The sequence below is a fragment of the Sphingomonas sp. CROZ-RG-20F-R02-07 genome (genome assembly GCF_022662335.1).
Taxonomy (GTDB): Bacteria; Pseudomonadota; Alphaproteobacteria; order Sphingomonadales; family Sphingomonadaceae; genus Sphingomonas.
Genome location: NZ_JAKNQJ010000002.1, coordinates 125,102 through 146,612, shown reverse-complemented (window position 1 = coordinate 146,612; position 21,511 = coordinate 125,102). Strand labels below are relative to the sequence as shown.

At 69.3% G+C, this 21,511-nt stretch carries 12 protein-coding genes; 8 read left to right on the top strand and 4 right to left on the bottom strand.

The genetic code is table 11. The features are described 5' to 3' along the window. Position 1: 1 nt before the first annotated feature. Positions 2-1,606: an alpha-L-fucosidase gene (locus L8H00_RS04500; RefSeq protein WP_242096047.1), complete on the bottom strand. Its 1,605-nt coding sequence runs from the start codon at positions 1,604-1,606 to the stop codon at positions 2-4. 146 nt (positions 1,607-1,752) lie between these two features. Here L8H00_RS04500 and L8H00_RS04495 point away from each other — a divergent pair, with 146 nt between their 5' ends. Beyond that, complete coding sequence (locus L8H00_RS04495; RefSeq protein WP_242096046.1) at positions 1,753-2,898, top strand: endo-1,4-beta-xylanase; 1,146 nt, start codon at positions 1,753-1,755, stop codon at positions 2,896-2,898. Positions 2,899-2,999: 101 nt separating this feature from the next. Here the strand turns inward: L8H00_RS04495 and L8H00_RS04490 are convergent, their stop codons facing one another. Next, positions 3,000-6,512 carry a TonB-dependent receptor gene (locus L8H00_RS04490; RefSeq protein ID WP_242096045.1) on the bottom strand — a complete coding sequence of 1,171 codons (3,513 nt, stop codon included), beginning with the start codon at positions 6,510-6,512 and terminating at the stop codon, positions 3,000-3,002. Between the two features lie 338 nt (positions 6,513-6,850). Here L8H00_RS04490 and L8H00_RS04485 point away from each other — a divergent pair, with 338 nt between their 5' ends. Genes L8H00_RS04485 through L8H00_RS04460 form a run of 6 tightly spaced genes read left to right on the top strand, consistent with a single transcriptional unit; the run spans position 6,851 to position 15,797 of the window. Beyond that, on the top strand, positions 6,851-8,377 hold the full coding sequence (locus L8H00_RS04485; protein ID WP_347340708.1) for a tryptophan halogenase family protein: 1,527 nt from the start codon (positions 6,851-6,853) through the stop codon (positions 8,375-8,377). Then, positions 8,377-9,849 carry a tryptophan halogenase family protein gene (locus L8H00_RS04480; RefSeq protein WP_242096044.1) on the top strand — a complete coding sequence of 491 codons (1,473 nt, stop codon included), beginning with the start codon at positions 8,377-8,379 and terminating at the stop codon, positions 9,847-9,849. The genes L8H00_RS04485 and L8H00_RS04480 overlap by 1 nt, the downstream gene beginning before the upstream one ends. After that, complete coding sequence (locus L8H00_RS04475; protein WP_242096043.1) at positions 9,846-11,462, top strand: tryptophan halogenase family protein; 1,617 nt, start codon at positions 9,846-9,848, stop codon at positions 11,460-11,462. Before L8H00_RS04480 ends, L8H00_RS04475 begins: the two co-directional genes overlap by 4 nt. Then, positions 11,459-13,000, top strand: a complete 1,542-nt coding sequence (locus L8H00_RS04470; RefSeq protein ID WP_242096042.1) for a tryptophan halogenase family protein — start codon at positions 11,459-11,461, stop codon at positions 12,998-13,000. The genes L8H00_RS04475 and L8H00_RS04470 overlap by 4 nt, the downstream gene beginning before the upstream one ends. Next, entirely contained in the window at positions 12,997-14,004 is a 1,008-nt protein-coding gene (locus L8H00_RS04465) for a cupin-like domain-containing protein (RefSeq protein ID WP_242096041.1), read from the top strand. The genes L8H00_RS04470 and L8H00_RS04465 overlap by 4 nt, the downstream gene beginning before the upstream one ends. Next, positions 14,001-15,797 (top strand): glycoside hydrolase family 9 protein, encoded by a 1,797-nt coding sequence (locus L8H00_RS04460; RefSeq protein ID WP_242096040.1) that lies wholly within the window; start codon positions 14,001-14,003, stop codon positions 15,795-15,797. Before L8H00_RS04465 ends, L8H00_RS04460 begins: the two co-directional genes overlap by 4 nt. On the opposite strand, the gene L8H00_RS04455 is transcribed toward L8H00_RS04460, so the two are convergent. Beyond that, complete coding sequence (locus L8H00_RS04455) at positions 15,794-16,825, bottom strand: cupin-like domain-containing protein (RefSeq protein WP_242096039.1); 1,032 nt, start codon at positions 16,823-16,825, stop codon at positions 15,794-15,796. The genes L8H00_RS04460 and L8H00_RS04455 overlap by 4 nt on opposite strands. A 43-nt stretch (positions 16,826-16,868) precedes the next feature. After that, a complete protein-coding gene (locus L8H00_RS04450; protein WP_242096038.1) occupies positions 16,869-19,319 on the bottom strand; it encodes a glycosyl hydrolase 115 family protein in 2,451 nt (816 codons plus the stop codon). 105 nt (positions 19,320-19,424) lie between these two features. Between L8H00_RS04450 and L8H00_RS04445 the strand changes: the two genes are divergently transcribed. Beyond that, positions 19,425-21,506, top strand: a complete 2,082-nt coding sequence (locus L8H00_RS04445; RefSeq protein WP_242096037.1) for a GDSL-type esterase/lipase family protein — start codon at positions 19,425-19,427, stop codon at positions 21,504-21,506. Positions 21,507-21,511 lie beyond the last annotated feature (5 nt).

The following is a 21,511-nucleotide window of genomic DNA, read 5'->3' as shown; positions in this document are numbered from 1 at the left end:
GTCAGGCGAGGCCGGGACCGTCCAGCCGGACCACCGGCACCATTTCGCCCGCCCGTGCGCCCGGCAACGTCAGTTCGAGGCCGCCGGCGACCGGGCGCACCGCCACCGGGCGACCATCGGCCAGCGTCGCCCGATCGACGCGGCGGCCGGCCAGCGCCGTCACCGTGACCGGCGTCTCGGGCCATTCGAGCAGGATCGCGTGCAGCGCGCCAGCCGTGACGGTGAACCGCACATCCTGCGGCACGAAACGCACCGCGCCTTCGCTGAACATGCCGCCCGCCACCACCGTCGGCCCCTCGCCATAGACCGTCCATGGCCGCGACCCATGGATCGCCGCCTCACCGTTGGTCCGCATCCAACTGGTGATGCCGTCGAGGATATGCTCCTCCTCGCTATCGATGGTGCCGTCGCCCCGCACCGGAATGGAGAGCAGCAGATTGCCGTTCTTCGCCACCGTATCGACGAGCCGCTGGATCACCTGCTTGGCCGGTACATAGCTCTTCTGCTCGAAACGGGCACGGTTGTAGTGCCAGTCGCCGATACAGGTGCAGGTCTGCCACGGCTCCGGCCGAAGCCGATCGCTCCAGCCGCGTTCGATATCTTCCGTTATCGCGCGGCGCTGGAGGGGATCGAGCTGCTTGGCGGTCAGCACCACGTCCGCGCGACCCTGCGCCGCGATCGCCCCCGCATAATAATGCGCCACCGCATCCAGCCCGATCTGCCCGAACGGCAGCCCGAAATCGTCGAAATAGACAAGGTCGGGACGGTAGCGGTCGACCAGCTCGTTCTGCCGCAACAGCCATTTGGCGGCGAAGGCCGGATTGCGCGGCGGCACGGTCTCGAGCCATTTGCCGTCATGCGCGTCATGCCACGCGTTCATCGCAGCGATATTGGCGAGGCCGGCGGGCGCCGCCATGTTCGCGCCGGTATAGAGTTCCTGCGGGTCGAGCCCCTCCCACCACAGCCCCTTGCCCTGCGCGGCGGTGAGGCGAAACGCATCGTAGCGCTCGCCCGCGCGCGGCCCTTCGGGGTCATAGCCATAGGCGGTCTGCCACCAATGCCAGGCGTGGCTCGCGTGATTGCTGACGCCGAAGCGCAGCCCCTCGGCGCGCACGATCCGCTCCCAGGTGCCGACGATGTCGCGCTTCGGGCCGACGCGCGTCGTGTTCCAGGCATGATGCCGGCTGGCAAAGGTATCGAGATTGTCGTGATGGCACGCGAGCGCGACGAAATAGCGCGCACCCGCCGCCTTGTAGCGGCGAACGAGATACGCCGGATCCCAAGCCTCGGCGCGCCAGCGATGCTCGATCTCCATGAACCCGGTATCGGCGGGATGGCCATAGGTACGCCGGTGATGGTCGTAGATCGGGTGGCCCTGCTGGTACATCAGCCGGCCATACCAATCGCCCTGCTCGGGCACGCACTGCGCCGACCAATGCGCCCAGATGCCGAACTTGGCGTCGCGAAACCAGTCGGGGCAGCGCCACGCCGCGGCGAGGGTCGCCCAAGTCGCCGTGACGCCACCGCCGGACGCGGCGGAAGCGGGAACGGCCGCCGTTGCGGCCGTGGCGACGAGGAACTGGCGGCGGTCGATGCTGGTCATCATCGCACCAGCATAAGCGCGGCCGTCCGACTTACCAGCGCGGTGCCGTGGCCGGTGAAAAATCGGGTGTCGGCCGTGCGTTCGGCTGCTTGACCTCGGCCGGCGCCAGAACAATGATAGCGATATCAATAAGACAGAGAGGATCGTCGATGGATCGGATCACGCGGCGCGACATGCTGGCCGGAGCGACCGGCGCGGCCGTCGCTGGCATCGCCGCCCCACTCGCTGCCGCCCCGTCGCCCGAGTCGCTCGATGCGATCGCCCGCACGCGGGGGATGCGGTTTGGATCGGCGGTGAACTGGAGCGCGCCCGGCGCGGATGCGGGGTCGTTCGCCAACCCCGCTTATGCCCGGCTGGTGGAGGCCGAATGCGGGCTGATCGTTGCCGAGAACGAGATGAAATGGCAGCGGCTGCGCCCGACCCCGACGGCATTCGCCTTCGAACGGTTCGACGCGATCCTCGGCTGGGCGGAGCGGCATGCGCTGGCGGTGCGCGGGCATAACCTGCTGTGGCATCAGCCCAAATGGTTTCCGCAGTGGCTGAACGACTATGATTTCGGCGCCCGACCGCGGGTGGAAGCCGAGCGGCTGCTCACCACGCATATCCAGACCGTTCTCGGCCGCTACGGCACGCGCATCGGCAGCTACGACGTGGTCAACGAAGCGGTACGGCCGGCGGACGGGGTGCTGTACGATACCGCGCTGTCGCGCGCGACGGGCGGCCCCGAGCCGACGCTCGATCTCGCCTTCCACACCGCGCGCACCGCCGCCCCGCACGCGCAGCTCGTGTATAACGACTATATGAGCTGGGAGCCGGGCAACGCGGCGCACCGCGCGGGCGTGCTGCGGCTGCTCGAGGGGTTCCGCCGTCGCGGCACGCCGGTCGATGCGCTCGGCATCCAGTCCCATCTCGTCACGCAAGGGCCGGATATCGGGGCCACCGTCGGACGGCAGCAGGGCGAGTGGCGCCATTTTCTCGATGCGGTGACGCAGATGGGCTATGCCCTGCTCGTCACCGAACTCGACGTGCGCGACAACGGCCTCCCGGCCGATATCGCCATGCGCGACCAGGGGGTCGCCGATTATACACGCGCCTATCTCGACCTGACGCTGAGCTATCGGAGCCTGCGCGACGTGCTCTGCTGGGGCCTTTGCGACCGCTATAGCTGGATCGAGGGATTCGAGCCGCGGCGTGACGGCGCCCGGCGCCGGCCGACGCTGTACGACGATCGCTTCCGGCCCAAGCCCATGCGCGCCGCCGTCGCCGCCGCATTCGCGGGTGCGTCGATGCGCTGAGGTGCGGCGGCTTCGCCACCAAATACGAAAAAGGCGTGCCTTTCCCAAGGCACGCCTTTTTGCCGGACGGGGTCGGCGGCCCGGACCGCCGACCCGCCCGATCAGAAGTTGCCGCGCAGGATGAACGAGAAGCGGCGATCGTTGACGAAATAGGATCGCGGCGCCGTCGCATCGGACCCGTTGATATAGGCCTGTTCGGTCTTCACGATCTGATTGGCCAGATTCACGCCCTGAACGCCGATCTTGATATACTTGTTGACGTTGAGGAATGCCGACGCGTCGAGCTGCCCGCCCGCATCCTGGAAGATCGACGTGTAGGGGAAGATCACGTCGGCTGCGGTCAGCAGATATTTCGAGCGCCAGTTATACGCCGCACGCAGCGACACCGGACCCTTCTCGTAGAACAGGGTGGCGTTGAAATTGTGCTTCGACAGCCCCTCGAACGGCAGGTTGCCCGCCTTGATGTTCGACACAGCCGTCGGTGCGCCGCCGCTCAGGAACGAGTTGGGCAGGCCCGAGCTGGAGATGAACGAATAGTTCATGCTCGTGCCCAGGCCGTTGAAGATCGAGGGCAGGAAGTCGAAGGTCTGCTGATACGTGACCTCGACACCCTTGATCTTGCCATAGCCGCTATAGTTGGCCGGTCCCCGCACCTGGACATATTCGGTGACACCGTTGCTGGTGATCGGACGCTCGAACAGCGACTGGTAGAAGAAGTTGTGAACGGACTTGTAGAACCCGTCGAGCGAGAGCTGGCCCACCTTGCCGAAATACCATTCGACCGTCGCATCGAACTGCCAGGCGGTGGCGGGCTTCAGATAGGGATTGCCCGCCGTCGCGGTGGCCACGCCGCTGTTCGGATCGAACCCGACCTGGAGGAAGTCGCGGATATTGGCGAGATCGGGCCGCGTCAGCACCTTGGACGCCGCCAGGCGCACGATGAGATTGCGGTCGATCCCGAACTTCAGGTTCAGGCTCGGCAGGAAGTAATGATAGCTGTTGTGCGCGACCTCCGAGATGGTCTGCCCCGTCGAGAACTGGCGCAGCGCGGCATAGCCATCGGCACCGAGGGTACAAGCGCCGGTCGGCTGGGTCACGACGGTGGTGCCATCAGGGCGCGTCGCCGTGGTGGTGACGCAGCGCACCGCATAGGGATCCTGCGTCCCGGTCGACTGTTGCGTCGGCGCGCCGACCGAGCCTGCCGAGGTGATGGCAGAGTCGACGAAACGAAGCCCGATATTGCCGCTCATCCGGACATTGCCGAACAGATTGCCGGGCGTGGCGAAATTGAGCTGCGCATAGGCATCGACGTCCTGCTCCGTCACGCGCTGGATTTCGGACGGCAGGTAGGAGGTGCCGGGAACCACGCCTGCACGCTGCGCCAGCGGGCTGAACGTGGTCGTTGGTTGGCAGCCCACAACGGTGCCGCCACGGGGATCCGCAACGATAGTCGTTGAATTACAGCTCGGCACCGAAGCGCTGAACGTGCTGCCATCCGCTCGGGTGAAGGTGTTGGCGGCATTCGTCGAGGTCCAGGTATTCCCGATCTGCTGGAAATAGGCCGCAGACTGATTGTACGCCTTGATGAGATCGCCGGTGTAATAATAGCCGCCCGTCGGCCCCGGCGTCGCGCCGCGGAAGAAGTTGGGGAACGAGTAGAAGGCGCTGTTCGCGGGCGACTGCGCGATCGAGACCGGGTTGCTGCCCGACCACACTTCGCTCAGCGCACCCCAATTATAGGCGCTATACTGCACGTCTTCGCGGCGATCGGCATAGCGGGCGCCGAACTTGAAGTGGTTCAGGAAACCGCCATCGTCGAACTTATAGTCGAAATCGCCCTTGAACGCATATTCGCGGCCGACGCTGTGCTCCGCATGATCCATCGCGGCGCGCCAGAACTGGACGTTCGGATCGGAGAAATATTGCGCGTCGTTTTCGGCGACGAGCTTGGGATTGGGCGTAGCCCAGGCGGCCGCCAGCGTCGCCGGCTTGTGATCCACGACCGACGGCAGATTGCCGGTCAGGTTCAGCTCGCTGTCGGCGAAGGTGGAGCCGAACACGCTGAAATCGAGATCGTTGTGCTCGGCCTCGGTATAGTCGGCATCCAGGTTGATCGACCAATGGTCGTCGGGGTGGAGCTTCAGGTTGAGGCCGTAATCCTTGATCGCATTCTCTTCGTACACCTGGCGGCGCGACAGCGACTGCTGGGTTCCGCCGGTCGGCACGTAGCAGGTCGCGGTGCCGCTGCACGCCGAGCGGTACCCGCTGCCGGGCTGCGTGATATAGCCCGACTGGAACAGGCCGTTCGCATCGTAATTGTAGTTGCGCGTGCCGGTGACGGAGCATTCGGCGCGCGTCGTCGAATTGCCGTTCGATGCGGGGCCGTTGCCGTTCTGGGCGCAGCCATAGGGATAGGTGTTGTATTCGGACAGATCGGGCGCGGTCTCGAAGGTGTGTTCGCCCCAGCTGTTCGTCGTATGGGTGCGCAGGAACTGCGCGGTGACGAGGGTGCGCTCGTCGTTGCTCTGCCACTGGGCGGCCACCGCCTGGCCGTCACGCTTGCGATCGAAATCCTGCGTGCGGTACTGGCCGCCGATCGGGGCATAGCGGGTGCCGGTCGGATCGAGCAGACCGTCGGCGCCGGCCGTGCTGGCCGCGCCGCAGCCCGTTCCCGCCGCGGGCAGCGTGGTCGTGTCGGTCGTGCCGGGCAGCGCGTTGCGGCAGATGGTGGTGGTCGTCGAATTCGCCGCGATCGCGCTCTGGTTGTCGCGGGTCTGGAAGTTCGTCACCTGAATGCCGTCGGCGCGGCTGCGGATGCGCGAATAGCTGACGTCGGCGAGCAGGCCGAACTTGCCGATGCCGGTCTGCCAGGTGTCGCTGATGAGCAGCGATCCGGTCGGCGACCATTTCTTTTCGAGATCGCCATAGTTCGCTTCGGCATCGGCACCGATATGCAGACCATTATTGTCGAACGGCTTGCGGGTGTTGAGATTGACCGTGCCGGCCAAGCCACCCTCGATCAGTTCGGCGGTGGTGTTCTTGTACACCTCGACCGAGCCGAGCAGTTCGGCGGGAACGTCGGCGAAGTTGATCGCCTGACCGCCGATACCCGCCGAGAAGGTGTCGCGGCCGTTGAACTCGGACCGGACGAAGTTGAGGCCGCGCACGTTGACGCCCGAACCCTCGACCGAGAAGTGATCGGGATCGTTGGCGCCGGCGAAGCGGCTGATCTGGACGCCCGGCACGCGCTGGAGCGCCTCCGTGACCGAGCGGTCCGGCAACGCGCCGATGTCGGTCGCGGTGATCGCATCGACGACCGTGTCCGAATTGCGCTTGATGTTCTGCGCGTTGGCGAGGCTCTGGCGGATGCCGGTGACGACCACGTCGTCGGGGCCGTTGGCGCCCGCATCGGACGTGGCGGGCGTCTGGTCGCCGGGCGTCGGCACCTCGCCCACCGTCATCTGCGTGCCGACGGCGCCGGTCGCGCTGCTCGACGGCGTCGACGAGCCGGCCGTGCCGGGGCCCGCCTTCGCGCCGGTGGGCGACGGCTGGTTGGCGCCGGTGATCGGCGCCTGCTGGTCGGGCGTCACTTGCGCCTGCGCCGTGCCCGCCATCGCGGCTACACACAGCGCTGTGGCAGAAGCGCCACGCATCAAGCGAACGAAATGATTGCTGGTGCCATGCGGCGGCGCAACAAGGCGCATCGTAATCCTCCCCCTTTAATCAGCGCTGTAATCGCGCCTGATCTGCCCCCACCTCGTAATCGCAGCGGTGGCAGACGGCAATGATTGCGGTAACAGTCTTTCGCCGTCAACTGTAAAAACCAGCGCATGTGGTGTTTTTGCAACGCTAGCCTGCAGCCACGCGCCAGCGGTTGACGCGCCCCGCCTAATCAAGGATCGCTGGAAACGAGAGCGCAACCATGCCCGCCACGGGGGGAAGGAGGACGCCGGTGGGCGAGGAGAGAGAGGACCGGGATCCCGTGCGGGTCGTGGTGGTCGGCGGGGGCACGGCCGGCTGGATGACAGCGGCCGCACTGGCTCGGCTGCTGCCCGGGCGCTGCACCGTGCAGCTGGTGGAATCGGAAGCCATCGGAGTCGTCGGGGTCGGCGAAGCGACGCTGCCGCATATCCGCGCCTTCAACGAGCGGCTGGGGATTGCCGAGGCCGATTTCATGGCTCGCACCCGCGCGACGTTCAAACTGGGGATCGAATTTCGCGACTGGGGGCGGATCGGCGACAGCTATGTGCACCCGTTCGGCACGTTCGGGCGGGGCACGGGCGCGGTCGATTTCCATCATTATTGGGCGCGCCTGCTGAACGAAGGCGCGCCGCTGCCGCCGCTCGACCGGTTTTCCTATGCCTGCACGCTGGCACGCGAGGGGCGGTTCGATCATCCCGATCCCGATCGGCGGCGGCTGGCGGGCACGTTCGGCTATGCCTATCAGTTCGACGCGCTGCTGTTCGCGCCCTATCTGCGCGAAATCGCCGAGGCGATGGGCGCGACGCGCACCGAGGGAATCGTCACCCGGGTGGAGCGCGACGGCGAAAGCGGGGATATCGCCGCGATCGTCCTGGGTTCGGGCGAGCGGATCGATGGAGACCTGTTCGTCGATTGTTCAGGGTTTCGCTCGCTGCTGCTGGGGGAGGCGCTGGGCGAAACGTGGGAGGATTGGTCGCGCTGGCTGCCCGCGGACCGCGCGGTGGCGATGCCCTGCCGTACCGCCACCGCGGTCACGCCCTATACCAGCGCGATCGCCATGCCGGCGGGCTGGCGCTGGCGCATCCCGCTCCAGCACCGCACCGGCAACGGCTATGTCTATGCGAGCGCCTTTACCTCCGACGACGACGCCCGGGCCGCGCTCGAGCAGGCGGTGGAGGGCGAAGCGATCGCGGCGCCGCGCCTGCTGCGCTTCGCGGCCGGACGGCGGCGGCGCAGCTGGGTGGGCAATTGCGTCGCGGTCGGGCTCGCCTCGGGATTTCTCGAGCCGCTCGAATCGACCAGCATCTATCTCGTCCAGCAGGCGATCACCGCGCTGATCGAGCTGTTCCCCGAACGCCGCGTCGCGGCGGCGGATCGCGACGAGTTCAACCGCGTGATCGACCTGGAATATGATCGCATCCGCGACTTCCTGATCCTTCATTATCACGCGACCACGCGCGACGATTCGCCCTTCTGGAATTACGTGCGCACGATGGCGGTGCCCGACAGCCTGGCCGAGAAGATGGAGCTGTGGCGCCGTCGCGGTCGGGTCGTGAAATATCGCGAAGGCGTGTTCCTGGATGCGAGCTGGGTGGCGGTGTATCTGGGCCAGGGCATCGTGCCGACCGGCTGGGACCCGCGCGCCGACACCGTCGCGAGCGCCGCGCTCCTCGAGGGACTTCACGCGCTGCATGGAGAGATCGCAGGCGAGGTCGCGGGCCGATCCGACCACCGCGCCTTCATCGCGCGCTTCTGCCCGATGGCGGACGCCGCCTGATGCGGACCGGTGCGCTGGGAACGGTGCTGGTCGCAGGGGGCGGGATCACCGCCTGGTGTGCGGCGGCGGCGCTTCGGCGGCGGGCGCCGTTTCTCGACGTCACGTTGCTGGCAACCCCGGTTTCGCCGGATGCGCTCGCCGACCGGATCGCCTGCACCCTGCCCTCGCTGCTCGGCTTTCATGGCGATCTGGGCATCGGCGAAGGCGACGGGATCGCGCGCACCGGCGCCGGCTATCGGCTCGGCACGCGCTTTAGCGGCTGGGCGGAGGGGCTTGCCGATTATGCCCACGCCTATGGCCGCTATGGGCGGCCGTTCGGGCCGACATCGTTCCATCTCCACTGGCTGCGTGCCGCGCGCACGGGAGCCGCGGGGCCGTTCGACGGCTATTCGCCCGCCGCCGCGCTCGCCCGCGCCGACCGATTCGTGCCCGCCACGCCGGACACGCCGTTCGCGGATCACGAATATGGGCTGACGCTCGATCCGCCGCGCTATCACGCCATGATGCGCGCCTTCGCGCTGCACGTCGGCGTGCGCGAGATTGCGGGGGAGATCGCCGACGTCCGCGTCGATGCGCGCGGGTTCGTTGCGGCGGTGACGCTTGCCGACGGACGCGCGGTCGGGGCCCAATTGTTCGTGGATGCCACCGGCCCCGAGGCAAGGCTGCGCGGCGCGCTCGATGCCGCGCGCGACGACTGGAGCCGATGGCTGCCGTGCGACCGGGTGTTGCTGGCGGACGGTCCCGCCGCCGCGCCGCCGGTGCTGACCCCGGTCATGGCGCATCCGGCAGGCTGGCGCTGGACGAGCGGGCAGCAGAGCGGGTTCGGCTATGCGTCGGGCCATCTGGGCGACGCGGCCGCCGCGCGCGTGCTGCGCAACGCCTGTGGCCAGGCACCCGACGCACCCATCCGCATCCGCCCCGGCACGCGGCCTGAACCCTGGCGCGGCAACGTCGTCGCGATCGGCGATGCCGCGACCGAGATGGAGCCGCTCGAATGGTGCAACCTGCATCTGGCGCTGAGCGCGATCGACCGGCTGGTGACGATGCTGCCCGGTGCCGTCCCCACCCCCGTCGAGGCGGCGGACTTCAACCGGCAGAGCCTGGCGGAGGCCAACCGGGTGCGGGATTTCCTGGCGATGCACTGGCGCACCGCGCAGCGGCGCGACCCGCTGTGGCGCGCGGTCGCCGCGGCCGAGCCGCCCGCGAGCCTCGCGCACACGCTCGCGCAATGGACGGAACGCGGTCGCTTGCCCTTCCACGAGGAAGAGACGTTCGCACGCGACGCATGGGCGGCGGTGCTGATCGGCCAGGGCTGCCTGCCGCGCCGGCTCGATCCACTGATCGATGCCGTTCCCGCCGCCAGCGCCGACGCCGCCATGGCCGCGCTGGCGGCCGATATCGCCGCGGCGCTGCCGCACCTTCCCACCCATGCCGCCTTTCGGGCGGCGCAGGCGAGATATCTCACCCGATGAACGAACAGCCCATCCGACGCGTCGTGATCGTCGGCGGCGGCACCGCCGGCTGGATGGCCGCGGCCGCCTTCGCGCGTTTCCTCAACAACGGCCATACCGAGGTGACGCTCGTCGAATCCGAGGAGATCGGCACCGTCGGCGTCGGCGAGGCGACGATCCCCCCGCTGCTCAACTTCAACCGGATGCTCGGGCTGGACGAGAACGCGTTCGTCGCCGCCACCTCCGCTACGTTCAAGCTGGGGATCGAGTTCGTCGATTGGGGCCGGCTGGGATCGAGCTATTTCCATCCGTTCGGCAATCACGGCCATGATCTTCAGGGCATCCATTTCCACCAGCTCTGGCTGCGCGAACGGGCGCGGCGTCCGGTGCCCGACATCGCCGCCTGGTCGATGAGCGCGGTGGCCGCAGCACACGGCAAGTTCGGCCGCGCGGGCGACGATGCGCGCTCGCCGGTGCGCGAACTGTTCTACGCGTTCCACTTCGATGCCGGTCTCTATGCGCGCTATCTGCGCGACTATGCCGAGGCGCAGGGCGTCCACCGGATCGAGGGGCGCATCACCGATGTCGCGGTGAACGGCGCGAACGGCCATGTCGAGCGGCTGACGCTCGCGGATGGCGAGCAGGTGGAGGGCGATCTGTTTATCGATTGCTCGGGCTTTCGCGGCCTGCTGATCGAGGAGACGCTCGGCACCGGTTACGAGAGCTATGCGCAGTGGCTGCCGTGCGACCGCGCGGTGGCGGTGCCCTGCGCGCTGCCCAACCCCGCCGAGCCCGATCCCTTCACCCGCGCGACCGCGAAAGCGGCCGGCTGGCAGTGGCGCATCCCCCTCCAGCACCGCATGGGCAACGGCCTCGTCTATTGCAGCGACTATCTGTCCGACGACGCCGCGGAGGCGCAGTTGATGGCCGGCCTGGAGGGCGAACCGCTCGGCACGCCGCGCCGCCTGCGCTTCGAGGCGGGACGGCGCCGGCAATGCTGGAACGGCAATGTCGTCGCGCTCGGCCTGGCCAGCGGCTTCATCGAGCCACTGGAATCGACCAGCATCCATCTCGTCCAGGCGGCGATCCAGCGGCTCGTGGCACTGTTTCCGGACAAGAGGTTCGATCCCGCCGAGCGGGCGGAGTTCAACCGGCAGATGAAGGAGCTGTACGAGGACGTCCGGGATTTCATCATCCTCCACTACAAGGCGACCGCGCGCGACGATTCGCCGTTCTGGAACCGCGTCCGCACGATGGACGTGCCCGACAGCCTGGCCCGCAAGATCGAACTGTTCGCCGGCAAGGGGCGCCTGTTTCGCGAAGGGTATGACCTGTTCAGCAACCCGAGCTGGGTGGCGGTGTGCCTGGGCCAGGGCATCGTGCCGCAAAGCTGGGAGCCCGCCGCCGATTCGCTGGACGAAACCAAGGTGACCGCCGCGCTCGAGCAGATGCGGCGTGGCTATGCGGAAACCGCGCGGCGGCTGCCGACGCATGGCGAGTTCCTGCGCATGACCGCGCCCTCTCCACTCGCTCCCGTCAAGCCCGTGGCGGCCGCACCGGCGGCGGACCTGCCCTTCTTCGAATTCAACGCCGCATCGCCGTTCGACGTGGGCGGCGGCGGATCGCCGATATGATGCAGGACGGCATCCGGCGCGTGGTGATCGTCGGCGGCGGCACCGCCGGCTGGATGGCGGCCGCGGGGCTGTCGCGCATCCTCGGCGGCGACCGGGCGCTGTCGTTCGAACTGATCGAATCGGACGAGATCGGCACTGTGGGCGTCGGCGAATCCACGATCCCGCAGATCGTGCTGTTCAACGCGCTGCTCGGCCTGGACGAGGGGGAGTTCCTCCGCGAGACGCGCGCGACCTACAAGATGGGGATCGAGTTTCGCGACTGGACGCGCGCGGACGAGCGGTTCGTCCATCCGTTCGGCTTTTACGGCCTCGATATGCAGGGCATCGAGTTCCACCATCATTGGCTGAAGGCACGCGCGCTCGGCGACGAGACGCCGCTCGAGGCCTATTCGCTCAACATCATGGCGGCTTATCGCGGGCGGTTCGGCCATCCGCGCCACGATCTGCCGCAATCGCCGCTGTCGAAGCTCGGCTATGCGTTCCAGTTCGACGCGGCCCTCTATGCCCGGCTCCTGCGCCGGCTGGCGGAAGGCTGGGGCGTGCGGCGGACCGAAGGCCGCGTCGTCGACGTCGAGCAGGACGGCGAGACCGGCCATGTCGCCGCGGTGCGACTGGCGGATGGCCGCCGGGTCGCGGGCGATCTGTTCGTCGATTGCTCGGGCTTTCGCGGCCTGCTGATCGAGGAAAGGCTGAACGCGGGGTTCGAGGACTGGTCGGCGCTGCTGCCCTGCGACCGGGCATGGGCGGTGCCCTGCGCCTTCGGCACGGAACGCGACGCCCGCCTGCCGCTCACGCGCGCCACGGCGCGCCCGGCGGGGTGGCAATGGCGCATTCCGCTCCAGCACCGGATCGGCAACGGCTATGTCTATTCCTCGGCGCATGTCTCGGACGACGAAGCCGCCGCGACGCTGCTCGCCGGGCTCGACGGCCCGGCACTGGGTGATCCCAAGCCGCTGCGCTTCACCGCCGGCCACCGCCGGCGCGCCTGGATCGGCAACGTCGTCGCACTCGGCCTGGCCGGCGGGTTCCTCGAACCGCTCGAATCGACCAGCATCCATCTCGTCCAGACCGCGATCGCGCGGCTGCTGACGCTGTTCCCCGGCCGCGGTTTCTCGCCGCTGGAGATCGACCGGTTCAACGCGGAGATGGCGGGAGAATATCGCGACATCCGCGATTTCCTCCTCCTCCACTACAACGCCAGCGACCGCGACGATTCGCCCTTCTGGCGCGACATGCGCGCGCTGCCCATGCCCGAGGGCACCGCTTACAAGCTCGCGATGTTCCGCGAGAGCGGGCGCGTCTTTCGCGAACATAACGAGGTGTTCACCGAAACGAGCTGGCTGGCGGTGATGACCGGCAAGGGCGTGCGGCCGCGGCGCTATCACCCGGTCGCCGACACGCTGCCCGATGCCGAGACGCTTGCGCGGCTGGCCGATATCCGCGCGGTGATCGCCGAAACGGCACAGGCCCTGCCGCGGCAGGATGATTATCTGGCGCAGGTCGGGTGCACGCTCGCGCCGCTGGGGTCGCCCGCATGACTCCCATGCCCGAGCTCCACGGCGTCGATCGCGACCGGTTCGATGCCGAGATCCGCCCCGCCTGCCGCCCCGTCGTGCTGCGCGGGATCGCTGCCGACTGGCCCGCGGTGGCCGCCGCGCAGGCCGGCGACGACGCGTTCGTCGCCTATCTGAAACGCTTCAGCCACGCCGAGCCGGTGAACGCCATCGTCGGCGATCCCGCGATCGAGGGCCGGTTCTTCTACACGCCGGACATGGCGGGGCTGAACTTCTCGCGCGGGCGATCGCCGCTCGGCCCGTTTCTCGACCGGCTGCTGCGCGACCGCGACGCCGCGCGGCCTTATGCGATGGCGATCCAGTCGATCCCGGCGGCCGATCTGCTGCCGGGCTTCGCCGAGGAGAACGCCACCGCCATCGTGCCGATCGGGGTGGTGCCCCGGCTCTGGCTCGGCAATGCGATTCGGGTCGCGACGCATTACGATCTCGCCGAGAATATCGCGCTGGTCGTCGCCGGCCGGCGGCGGTTCACGCTGTTTCCGCCCGATCAGGTCGCCAATCTCTATATGGGCCCCTATGAGCTGACGCCGGCGGGAACGCCGGTCAGCATGGTCGATCCCGACGCCCCCGATCTCGATCGCTATCCCCGCTTCCCCGAAGCGCTGGCGCAGGCGCAGCACGCCACGCTGGAGCCGGGCGACGCGATCTACATTCCCTTCCACTGGTGGCACGCGGTCGCTTCGCTCGACCGGGTCAACATGCTGTGCAACTATTGGTGGAACACCGCGGCCGACCAAACGGTCAGTCCCTATGACGCGCTGCTGCTGTCGCTGTTCGCGCTGCGCGGCCTTCCCGACGATCAACGCGAGGTGTGGCGCATGATGTTCGATCATCTGGTCTTCCAGACCGGCGGCGATCCCGTCGCGCATCTTCCGCCCGAGATGCGCGGGATGCTGGGACCGGCCGACGCCGCCGGGTTCGCGCGGATGCGCGCGACGCTGCTGCGCACGCTCGGGCAGCCGTCATGAAGCGCCTGATCGCCCTGCTCGCGCCGCTGACGCTCGGCGCCGCCGCGCCAAATGCGGTGAATCTCAACCAGCTCGGCTTCCTGCCCGACACCGCGAAGCTGGCGATCCTGAACGATGCGGCGACGGCGCCGCTCGCCTGGCGGGTGACGGACGCGCAAGGCCGGCCGGTCGCCCAAGGCGCGACGCGCGTCTTCGGCGACGATGCCGCGTCGGGCGATCATGTCCACCAGATCGACATGACCGGCCTGCGGCTGCCCGGCACCTATCGGCTGGAGGTAGACGGCGCGGCCAGCCATCCGTTCCGGATCGATGGCGGCCTCTATCGTCCCGTCGCCCGCGCCGCGCTCAACTATTTCTACCAGACGCGCGCCGGGATCGCGATCGAGGCGCGCTATGCGGGCGGCGCGCAATGGGCGCGCGCGGCCGGCCACCCGCACGAGGTCGCCGGCTGCTTCGCCGGGCCGGACGAACGCGGCACGATGTGGCCCGGCTGCCCCTATACGCTCGACGTCACCGGCGGCTGGTACGACGCGGGCGATCAGGGCAAATATGTCGTCAACGGTGGCATCGCGCTCTGGACGCTGCAGAATCTCTACGAAGCGAACGCGGCCGCCCCCTCCTTCCCCGACGGCAGCGCCGCGCTGCCCGAGGCGGGGAACGGCACGAACGACCTGCTCGACGAGGCCCGGTGGGAGATGCGGTTCCTGCTCGCGATGCAGGTGCCCGACGGCAGCCGCCTCGCGCTGCCGGTAGGGCGCCAGGGCCGCGGCCGGCTTCTGCTGACCGAGGTCGACGCGGGCGGCATGGCGCATCACAAGGTCGCCGATCGGCATTGGACCACATTGCCGACGATACCGGCGGAGGACCGCGAACAGCGGCTGCTCTACCCGCCCAGCACGGCCGCGACGCTCAATCTCGCCGCCACCGCCGCGCAATGCGCGCGGGTGTGGAAGGGGATCGACGACGGCTTCGCGCGGCGCTGCCTTACCGCCGCCGGCCGCGCCTATCGCGCCGCGCTGCGCAATCCGGCGATCTACGCGGCGCAGGCGTTCACCGGAAGCGGCGGCTATGGCGACGACGATCTGTCCGACGAATTCTACTGGGCGACCGCCGAACTCTACGCCGCCACGCCGACGCCCGAACTCGCCGCCGCGCTCCACCGCATGCCGCTCGCCACCGCGCCGCTGGGCGGCGAGCCGGGGTGGAGCAACACGGCCGCGCTCGGCACGATGACGCTGGCGACCGCGCCGGGCGTCCCCGCCGCCGACCGCGACGCCGCCCGCGCCCGGCTGATCGCGCTCGCCGACCGCTTCCTCGCCGAGGAGGCGCGATCGGGCTATCACCTGCCCTATGCCACGACGCGCTATCCCTGGGGATCGAACGGTGCGATCCTCAACCGCGGGATCATCCTCGCCATGGCGGCGCGCTTCACCGGCGACGCGCGCTACCGCGATGCGGTGGTGGATACCGCGGATTACGTGCTGGGCCGCAACCCGCTAAACCAGAGCTATGTCACCGGCTTCGGCTGGCACGCCATGTCGCGCCCGCACCATCGCTTCTGGGCGCACCAGTTCGATGCGCGCCTGCCCGGGCCGCCGCCCGGCGTGATCGGCGGCGGCGCTAACAACACCGCCTTCGCCGATCCCGTATCGGCCACCCTGAAGGGCCAGTGCACCGCCCAGCGCTGCTGGCTCGACGACAGCCGCGCCTATGCCGACAACGAAGTGGCGATCAACTGGAACGCGCCGCTGCTCTGGGTGGCGACGTATCTCGACCGACCCGGCGGGCGTTAGGATCGGCCCAGCATACCGGTCAGGAACTGGCGGATCCGGCTGGTCCGCTCGGGGCTTGCGGCGCCCATGATGCCGCGCGCCGCATCTGGCAGATGGTCCGCGGCGCGGCCGGCGTCGGGCGCGAAGACGAGGTGGTCGAACCAGCCGCGCCATGCCGCCTTTTCCGCATCCGGCAGATCGCGCACCGCCCAGATCGCGTGCACCAGCGCCACGAAGGCGGCGCCCGAACGATGCTCCCACCAATAGTTCACCAGCACGTTCAGCCGGTCGAACGCGCGGACGTGATGCCACCAGATCGGCGGGATGAAGATCGCGTCGCCCGGCTCCAGTTCGGCCACCTCGGCATGCGCCAGCGCGTCGGCGAACCGGGGATGGCGGGCGAGATCGGGCGCGTCGGGATCGACCATGCTCGACGGCGGCCCCGCCATCGTATGATCGAGCGGCCCGACATAGAGGTTGGGCAGTTGATCGGGCGGGAACAGCGTGAAGCGTCGGCGACCGGCGACGACGCAGGCTATGTTGATCGACGTGTCGTAATGCGTCGCGATGCTGCTGGCATTGCCGATCCACAGCCGCGCCGGCGCGTCGATCCCCAGCGCCAGCGGGTTCGCCGCCTCCCAGCCGGGCAGATGTTCGGGGGCGGTCGCGGCATTGGCGTAGAGCGCATGCGGGCGCGGCTCCGCGGTTTCGGCATAGCGCAACAGCTCGGCGACCAGCGCACCGATCGACACCTGCTGGCGGTGGAAGTTGAACCCGGTGAGGCTGTCGTCGGCATAGAAGAACCGGCCGCCGATGTCCGGCGGGCCGATCAGCACCTCGAGCGGCGTACCGCCGCCGAAGCCAGCGAGATACTCCGCCGTCGCGCGCGGGCCGGCCTGCCCTGCCGCCACCGCGCGCCAATGCGCCACCTGTCCGCGAAGAACGACGGGGCGATAGCCGGACACCACCTCGCGCGCGAACGTGTCGGCGTCGACGGCCGGTCGCTCGGCGACGCGACGTTCGGTGATGGCAGGAAAATCGGTTCGCATCGAAAAGCCGCCTTACATCCTTAATCCGTGGGCCGACAGCGCTTCAGCGCACGAGCTCGATCTCCAGCCGTTCCACGACCACCTGCGGATCGACCAGCCAGAGGTGCAACGCATGGCGCCCCGAGCGCGCGACGGGCAGGATGGCGGTCGCGATGCGTCGGTTGTCGCTCACCGCGCCGCGCCACCGCGAATCGTCGTCGCCGGCGAGCAGGTCGATGGGGACGGGGGCGCCCGCGTCGATCGACAGCGCCAGCCGCTGGCGCCGCGTGCCGCGCACGTCCAGTCCCGGCGCGGCGACGACGCTGACCGACACCATGCGTCCGGGCGGCAGCGTCACCGGGTAAACGATCTGCGGGCTCACGCCGCCGGGATGTTCGATCGGCGCGGCGGCGACGGGCGTGACGGCCATCGCCGCGCCCCCGGCGGTGAAGTTCGGCACCATCTGCCAGTGGAAGCCCGCGCCATCCATCGGCCGGCCAGCGTCCGCCGCAAGGGTCGCGAAGGGTGCCGGCTCGGTCGCCGGGATGGGCAGCGGCGCGGCGACGCTCGCGAGCGCGGGCATGACGTCGGCGGCGGGCTCCTGCCAGCCGGTATAGCCGATATGGGTCTGCGCCATCATCTGCGGCCATTTGCCGCCGCCGAGCGATTCGTAGCGGCGGCGGAGCGCCCCATCCTCGGCAAAATAGCCGCGCGTGCTGGCGGCCCAACGGACCGCTGCGGCATCGTCGCCGGCACGGGCGGCGGCGCGGTTCTCGGCGACCGCCTCATAGAGCCGGTGCAGGCTCGCCATCGCATCGATGCGGTGGAGCACAAGCTCGTCATAGGCATCGCGCCTGTCGGCCGGGATCGCCTCTGCCTCGCGGTGCGCCGCGGCCGCCAGCATATTCCAGTCGGCCAGGACGCGCGCCCAGGATCCATCGGCGAGCGCATAGCTGTCGGCATCGATCAGCTCGGGCTTGCGCCGGCTCGCGAGCTGGCCGTAGCGCGCGATCATCGCGCCGACCGGGCCGGCCTGCGCCGCGCCGAACTGCTGCGCCGCCCAGCGCACCGGATAGGCCTCCATCGCCCCCAGCGTCATCCGGCCGGGATTCCAGGCCATGTCGAGGAAGAAGCTCGTCGCATATTCCAGAGGCTTCAGGTCGCCGACGTTCACGATCCACAGCCGGTCGGCGCCATAGCGGTCCGCCATCGCCATCTGCTGCCACACGCGCGGGATGCTGACCGTATCGATCCATTTGTAATTGCGCGGATCGCCGACATAATCGAAATGATAATAGACGCCCGATCCGCCCGCGCGCACCTCGCCCGGCGGCGGCAGGCGGCGGATATTGCCCCAATTGTCGTCGGAAAAGAGCAAGGTCACGTCCTCGGGAACGCGCATCCCGCCGTCATAATAATCCTGCACCTCCTTGTAGAGCGCCCACACCTGCGGCGTCTGCGCAGGCGGGCGGCCGCTCACATCGGCGATGATCGCCCGCTGATCGGTGACGATCCGTTCGAGCAGGGGAATGGCGGTGCCCTTCGTCATCGGCTCGTCGCCGTCGCCGCGCATGCCGATGGTAACGGGATCCTCCGACGGCCCGCGCCGTTCGATGCCCTGGCGCCAGAAGGCGCGGAGCGCGGGCGCGTTGGTCGCATAATCCCACGCGCCGCCGCCCTGGCGCTTCCACTCGATATTGGCGCGCTCCATCGGCTCGTGGTGCGACGTGCCGAGGATGATCCCCATCTCCGTGGCGAGCGGGGCGGTGGCGGGATCGTCCTGCCACAGCGATTTGCCCCACATCGCCGGCCACAGATAATTGGCGCGCGACCGCAGCAGCAGCGTGAACAGCCGCTCATAGGCCCGGTGGTTCACGCCGCCGAACGTCGCCCGTGCCCAGCCGCCGAAGGCCGGCTCCTCGTCGTTGATGAAGATGCCGCGATATTTGACGATCGGATGATCGGCGACGCGGCCGGCGGTGAGATACCAGGTCGGATGCCGCTGCGCCGGCACGTCGGCCCACCATGTCCACGGGCTCACCCCCGCCTTGGCGCTGATGTCGTAGAGGCCGAAGATGGTGCCCCGCCGATCGCTGCCGGCCACGACCAGCGCGCGCGCGACGCCGGGTGCGGGATGATCGACGACCTGCTCGACATAGCCCTCCCACTGGCCGGCCAGGCCGGACACGTCCAGCTTCCCCGCGCGGACGAGCGCATCGATGGCGGCGCTGTGGCCGAGCGTGCCGGCGATCACCGTCGCGCCGTCCCGCGCGTCGGGCGACAGCGCTGCGCTGCCGCCGCCTACCGCCTTCAGATCGGCCACGAGATCGGCCGCGGCGCGGCGCACGCCCGCATCGTCGTCCGCGCTCACCACCACGCGCGCGGTCTGGCCGGGCGACAGCAGCGCGAGGGCACCCGGCATCGGCACGCCGCATGCGACGACCGGACCGGCGCAGTCCTGCGCATGTGCCGGAAATGGCAGCGCCAGCACGAGCAGCGGCAACAGACGGCGCATATCCTTCTCCGGCGGTATCGACTCCGCTTCGCATGGTGATACCGCTCCCATCCGGACCGCGGCAAGCGCCTTGGACGGGAGAGCGATGCGATGATCGGAGAAGACATGAGGAAACGGATCGGGCGTGCAGCATTGGCCGTCACGCTCGCCGCCCTGGCGACCGACGCCATGGCCGAGGAGGGCCGCTGGATTCCGGCCTGGGGCGCGGCACAGATGCGCGCCGACGGCAAGGATGCCGATGCGATCGCTGCCACGGGCGCGGCGACCATCCGCCAGATCGTCCACCTGTCGGCGGGCGGCACCGGCCTTCGCGTCCGGCTGTCGAACGTGGCGGGCGACCGGCCGCTGCGCATCGGCGCCGCCCGAGTCGCGCTGGCCGCCGGACCGGGGCAGTCGGGGGTGACGCAAGGCCATGTCCTGACCTTCGCGGGCGCGGCCACCACCGTCGTGCCCGCCGGCGCCGAGGTCTATTCCGATCCTGTCGCGCTCGCCGTCGTGGCGGGCGGGGACGTGGCCGTCAGCCTGTTCCTGCCCGATCCGGCCGGACCGCGCACCGGCCATCCGGGTGCGCGGGCCACCACCTTCCTCGCAGCCGGCGACCAGACCGGCGCGCCCGTCCCCACCGACATCCGGCGGATCGGCGGCTGGTGGAGCCTCGCCGATGTCGAGGTGTCCGGATCGGCGCAGGCCGGGACGGTCGTCGCCATCGGGGATTCGATCACCGACGGGCACGGCATCGCCGACGACAGCAACGCGCGCTGGCCCGACGTGCTGGCCACCCGGCTCGCCGCCGATCCGGCCACGCGGACGCTCTCCGTGGTGAACGCAGGGATCGGCGGCAATCGCGTGCTGCTCGACGGGCTCGGCCCCAATCTCCTCGCGCGGTTCGACCGCGACGTCGTCGCGCGACCCGGCGTCCGCTACGCGATCGTGCTGGAGGGCGTGAACGATCTGGGCGTCCTCACCCGCGACCAGCCGGCCAGCGCCGGGACGCACGCAGCGATGGTCACCGCGATCGAGGCCGCCTTTCGCCAGATGGCGGCGCGTGCGCACGAACATGGCATCCGGCTCGTCGGCGGAACGATCACGCCCTATGCCGGCAACGATTATTATCATCCCGGCGCCGCCAGCGAAGCCGATCGCCAGGCGATCAACGCCTTCATCCGCTCCTCCGGCGTGTTCGACGGGGTAGTCGATTTCGATGCAGCGGCGCACGATCCTGCCCGTCCGGACCATCTGCTGGCCGCCTATGATTCGGGCGACCATCTCCACCCCAACGCGGCGGGCTATCGCGCGATGGCGGACGCGGTGCCGCTGGCGCTGTTCGGCGGGACGGCGGCCCCAGCGCTCCGGCCGCAGATCGCGCTGACCTTCGACGATCTTCCCACGCACGGGCCGCTGCCGCCGGGCGGCGACCGGCTCGCGATCGCACGGACGATCATCGCGGCGCTGGCCGCGCAGCATGCGCCCGCGTTCGGATTCCTGAACGCGGGCGTGGATGCGGGGAACCCCGATGCCCCGCGCGTACTGGCCGCCTGGCGCGCGGCAGGGCTGCCGATCGGCAACCACGGCTTCAGCCATCTCGATCTCGGCCAGGTGGGGGCGGCGGCGTTTCTGGCGGACGTGCGACGCGACGACGCACCGCTCGCCGCCTTAGGCCGCGGAAGCGACTGGCACTGGTTCCGCTATCCGTTCCTCTCCGAAGGCCGCGACGCAGCGACCGTCGCGGCGGTGCGCGGCGCCTTGCGCGCGGATGGCTATCGCATCGCGGCGGTGACGATGAGCTTCGGCGACTATGCCTGGAACGATGCGTTCGCGCGCTGCGCCGCGAAGGCCGATACGGGCGCGATCGCCGGGCTGGAGGCGAGCTATCTCGCCGCTGCACGGGCGCAGGCGCTGCGCTCGCGTCAGCTCGCGCACGCCGCGCTCGGCCGCGATCTGCCCTATGTGCTGCTGATGCATGTCGGCGCGTTCGACGCGCGGATGCTGCCGCGCCTGCTCGATCTCTATCGCGCGATGGGCTTCGATTTCACGACGCTGCCGCGCGCGGAAGCGGACCCGTTCTACGCCGCGGCGATCGACCTGTCGCTCGCCGGCCCCAGCCCCACGCTGGAAGCGGCGGCGGCCGCACATGGGCTCGCCGTGCCCGCGAACGCCCCGCTACCGGGCGCCGACATCTGCCGCTGACCGCG

Bases quoted from the DNA above. Each gene is read 5' to 3' on its own strand.
- L8H00_RS04470 (WP_242096042.1), top strand. From the start codon at position 11,459: ATGATGCAGGACGGCATCCGGCGCGTGGTGATCGTCGGCGGCGGCACC.
- L8H00_RS04490 (WP_242096045.1), bottom strand. From the start codon at position 6,512: ATGGCGGGCACGGCGCAGGCGCAAGTGACGCCCGACCAGCAGGCGCCG.
- L8H00_RS04475 (WP_242096043.1), top strand. From the start codon at position 9,846: ATGAACGAACAGCCCATCCGACGCGTCGTGATCGTCGGCGGCGGCACC.
- L8H00_RS04455 (WP_242096039.1), bottom strand. From the start codon at position 16,825: ATGCGAACCGATTTTCCTGCCATCACCGAACGTCGCGTCGCCGAGCGA.
- L8H00_RS04445 (WP_242096037.1), top strand. From the start codon at position 19,425: ATGAGGAAACGGATCGGGCGTGCAGCATTGGCCGTCACGCTCGCCGCC.
- L8H00_RS04480 (WP_242096044.1), top strand. From the start codon at position 8,377: ATGCGGACCGGTGCGCTGGGAACGGTGCTGGTCGCAGGGGGCGGGATC.
- L8H00_RS04465 (WP_242096041.1), top strand. From the start codon at position 12,997: ATGACTCCCATGCCCGAGCTCCACGGCGTCGATCGCGACCGGTTCGAT.
- L8H00_RS04500 (WP_242096047.1), bottom strand. From the start codon at position 1,606: ATGATGACCAGCATCGACCGCCGCCAGTTCCTCGTCGCCACGGCCGCA.
- L8H00_RS04460 (WP_242096040.1), top strand. From the start codon at position 14,001: ATGAAGCGCCTGATCGCCCTGCTCGCGCCGCTGACGCTCGGCGCCGCC.
- L8H00_RS04495 (WP_242096046.1), top strand. From the start codon at position 1,753: ATGGATCGGATCACGCGGCGCGACATGCTGGCCGGAGCGACCGGCGCG.
- L8H00_RS04450 (WP_242096038.1), bottom strand. From the start codon at position 19,319: ATGCGCCGTCTGTTGCCGCTGCTCGTGCTGGCGCTGCCATTTCCGGCA.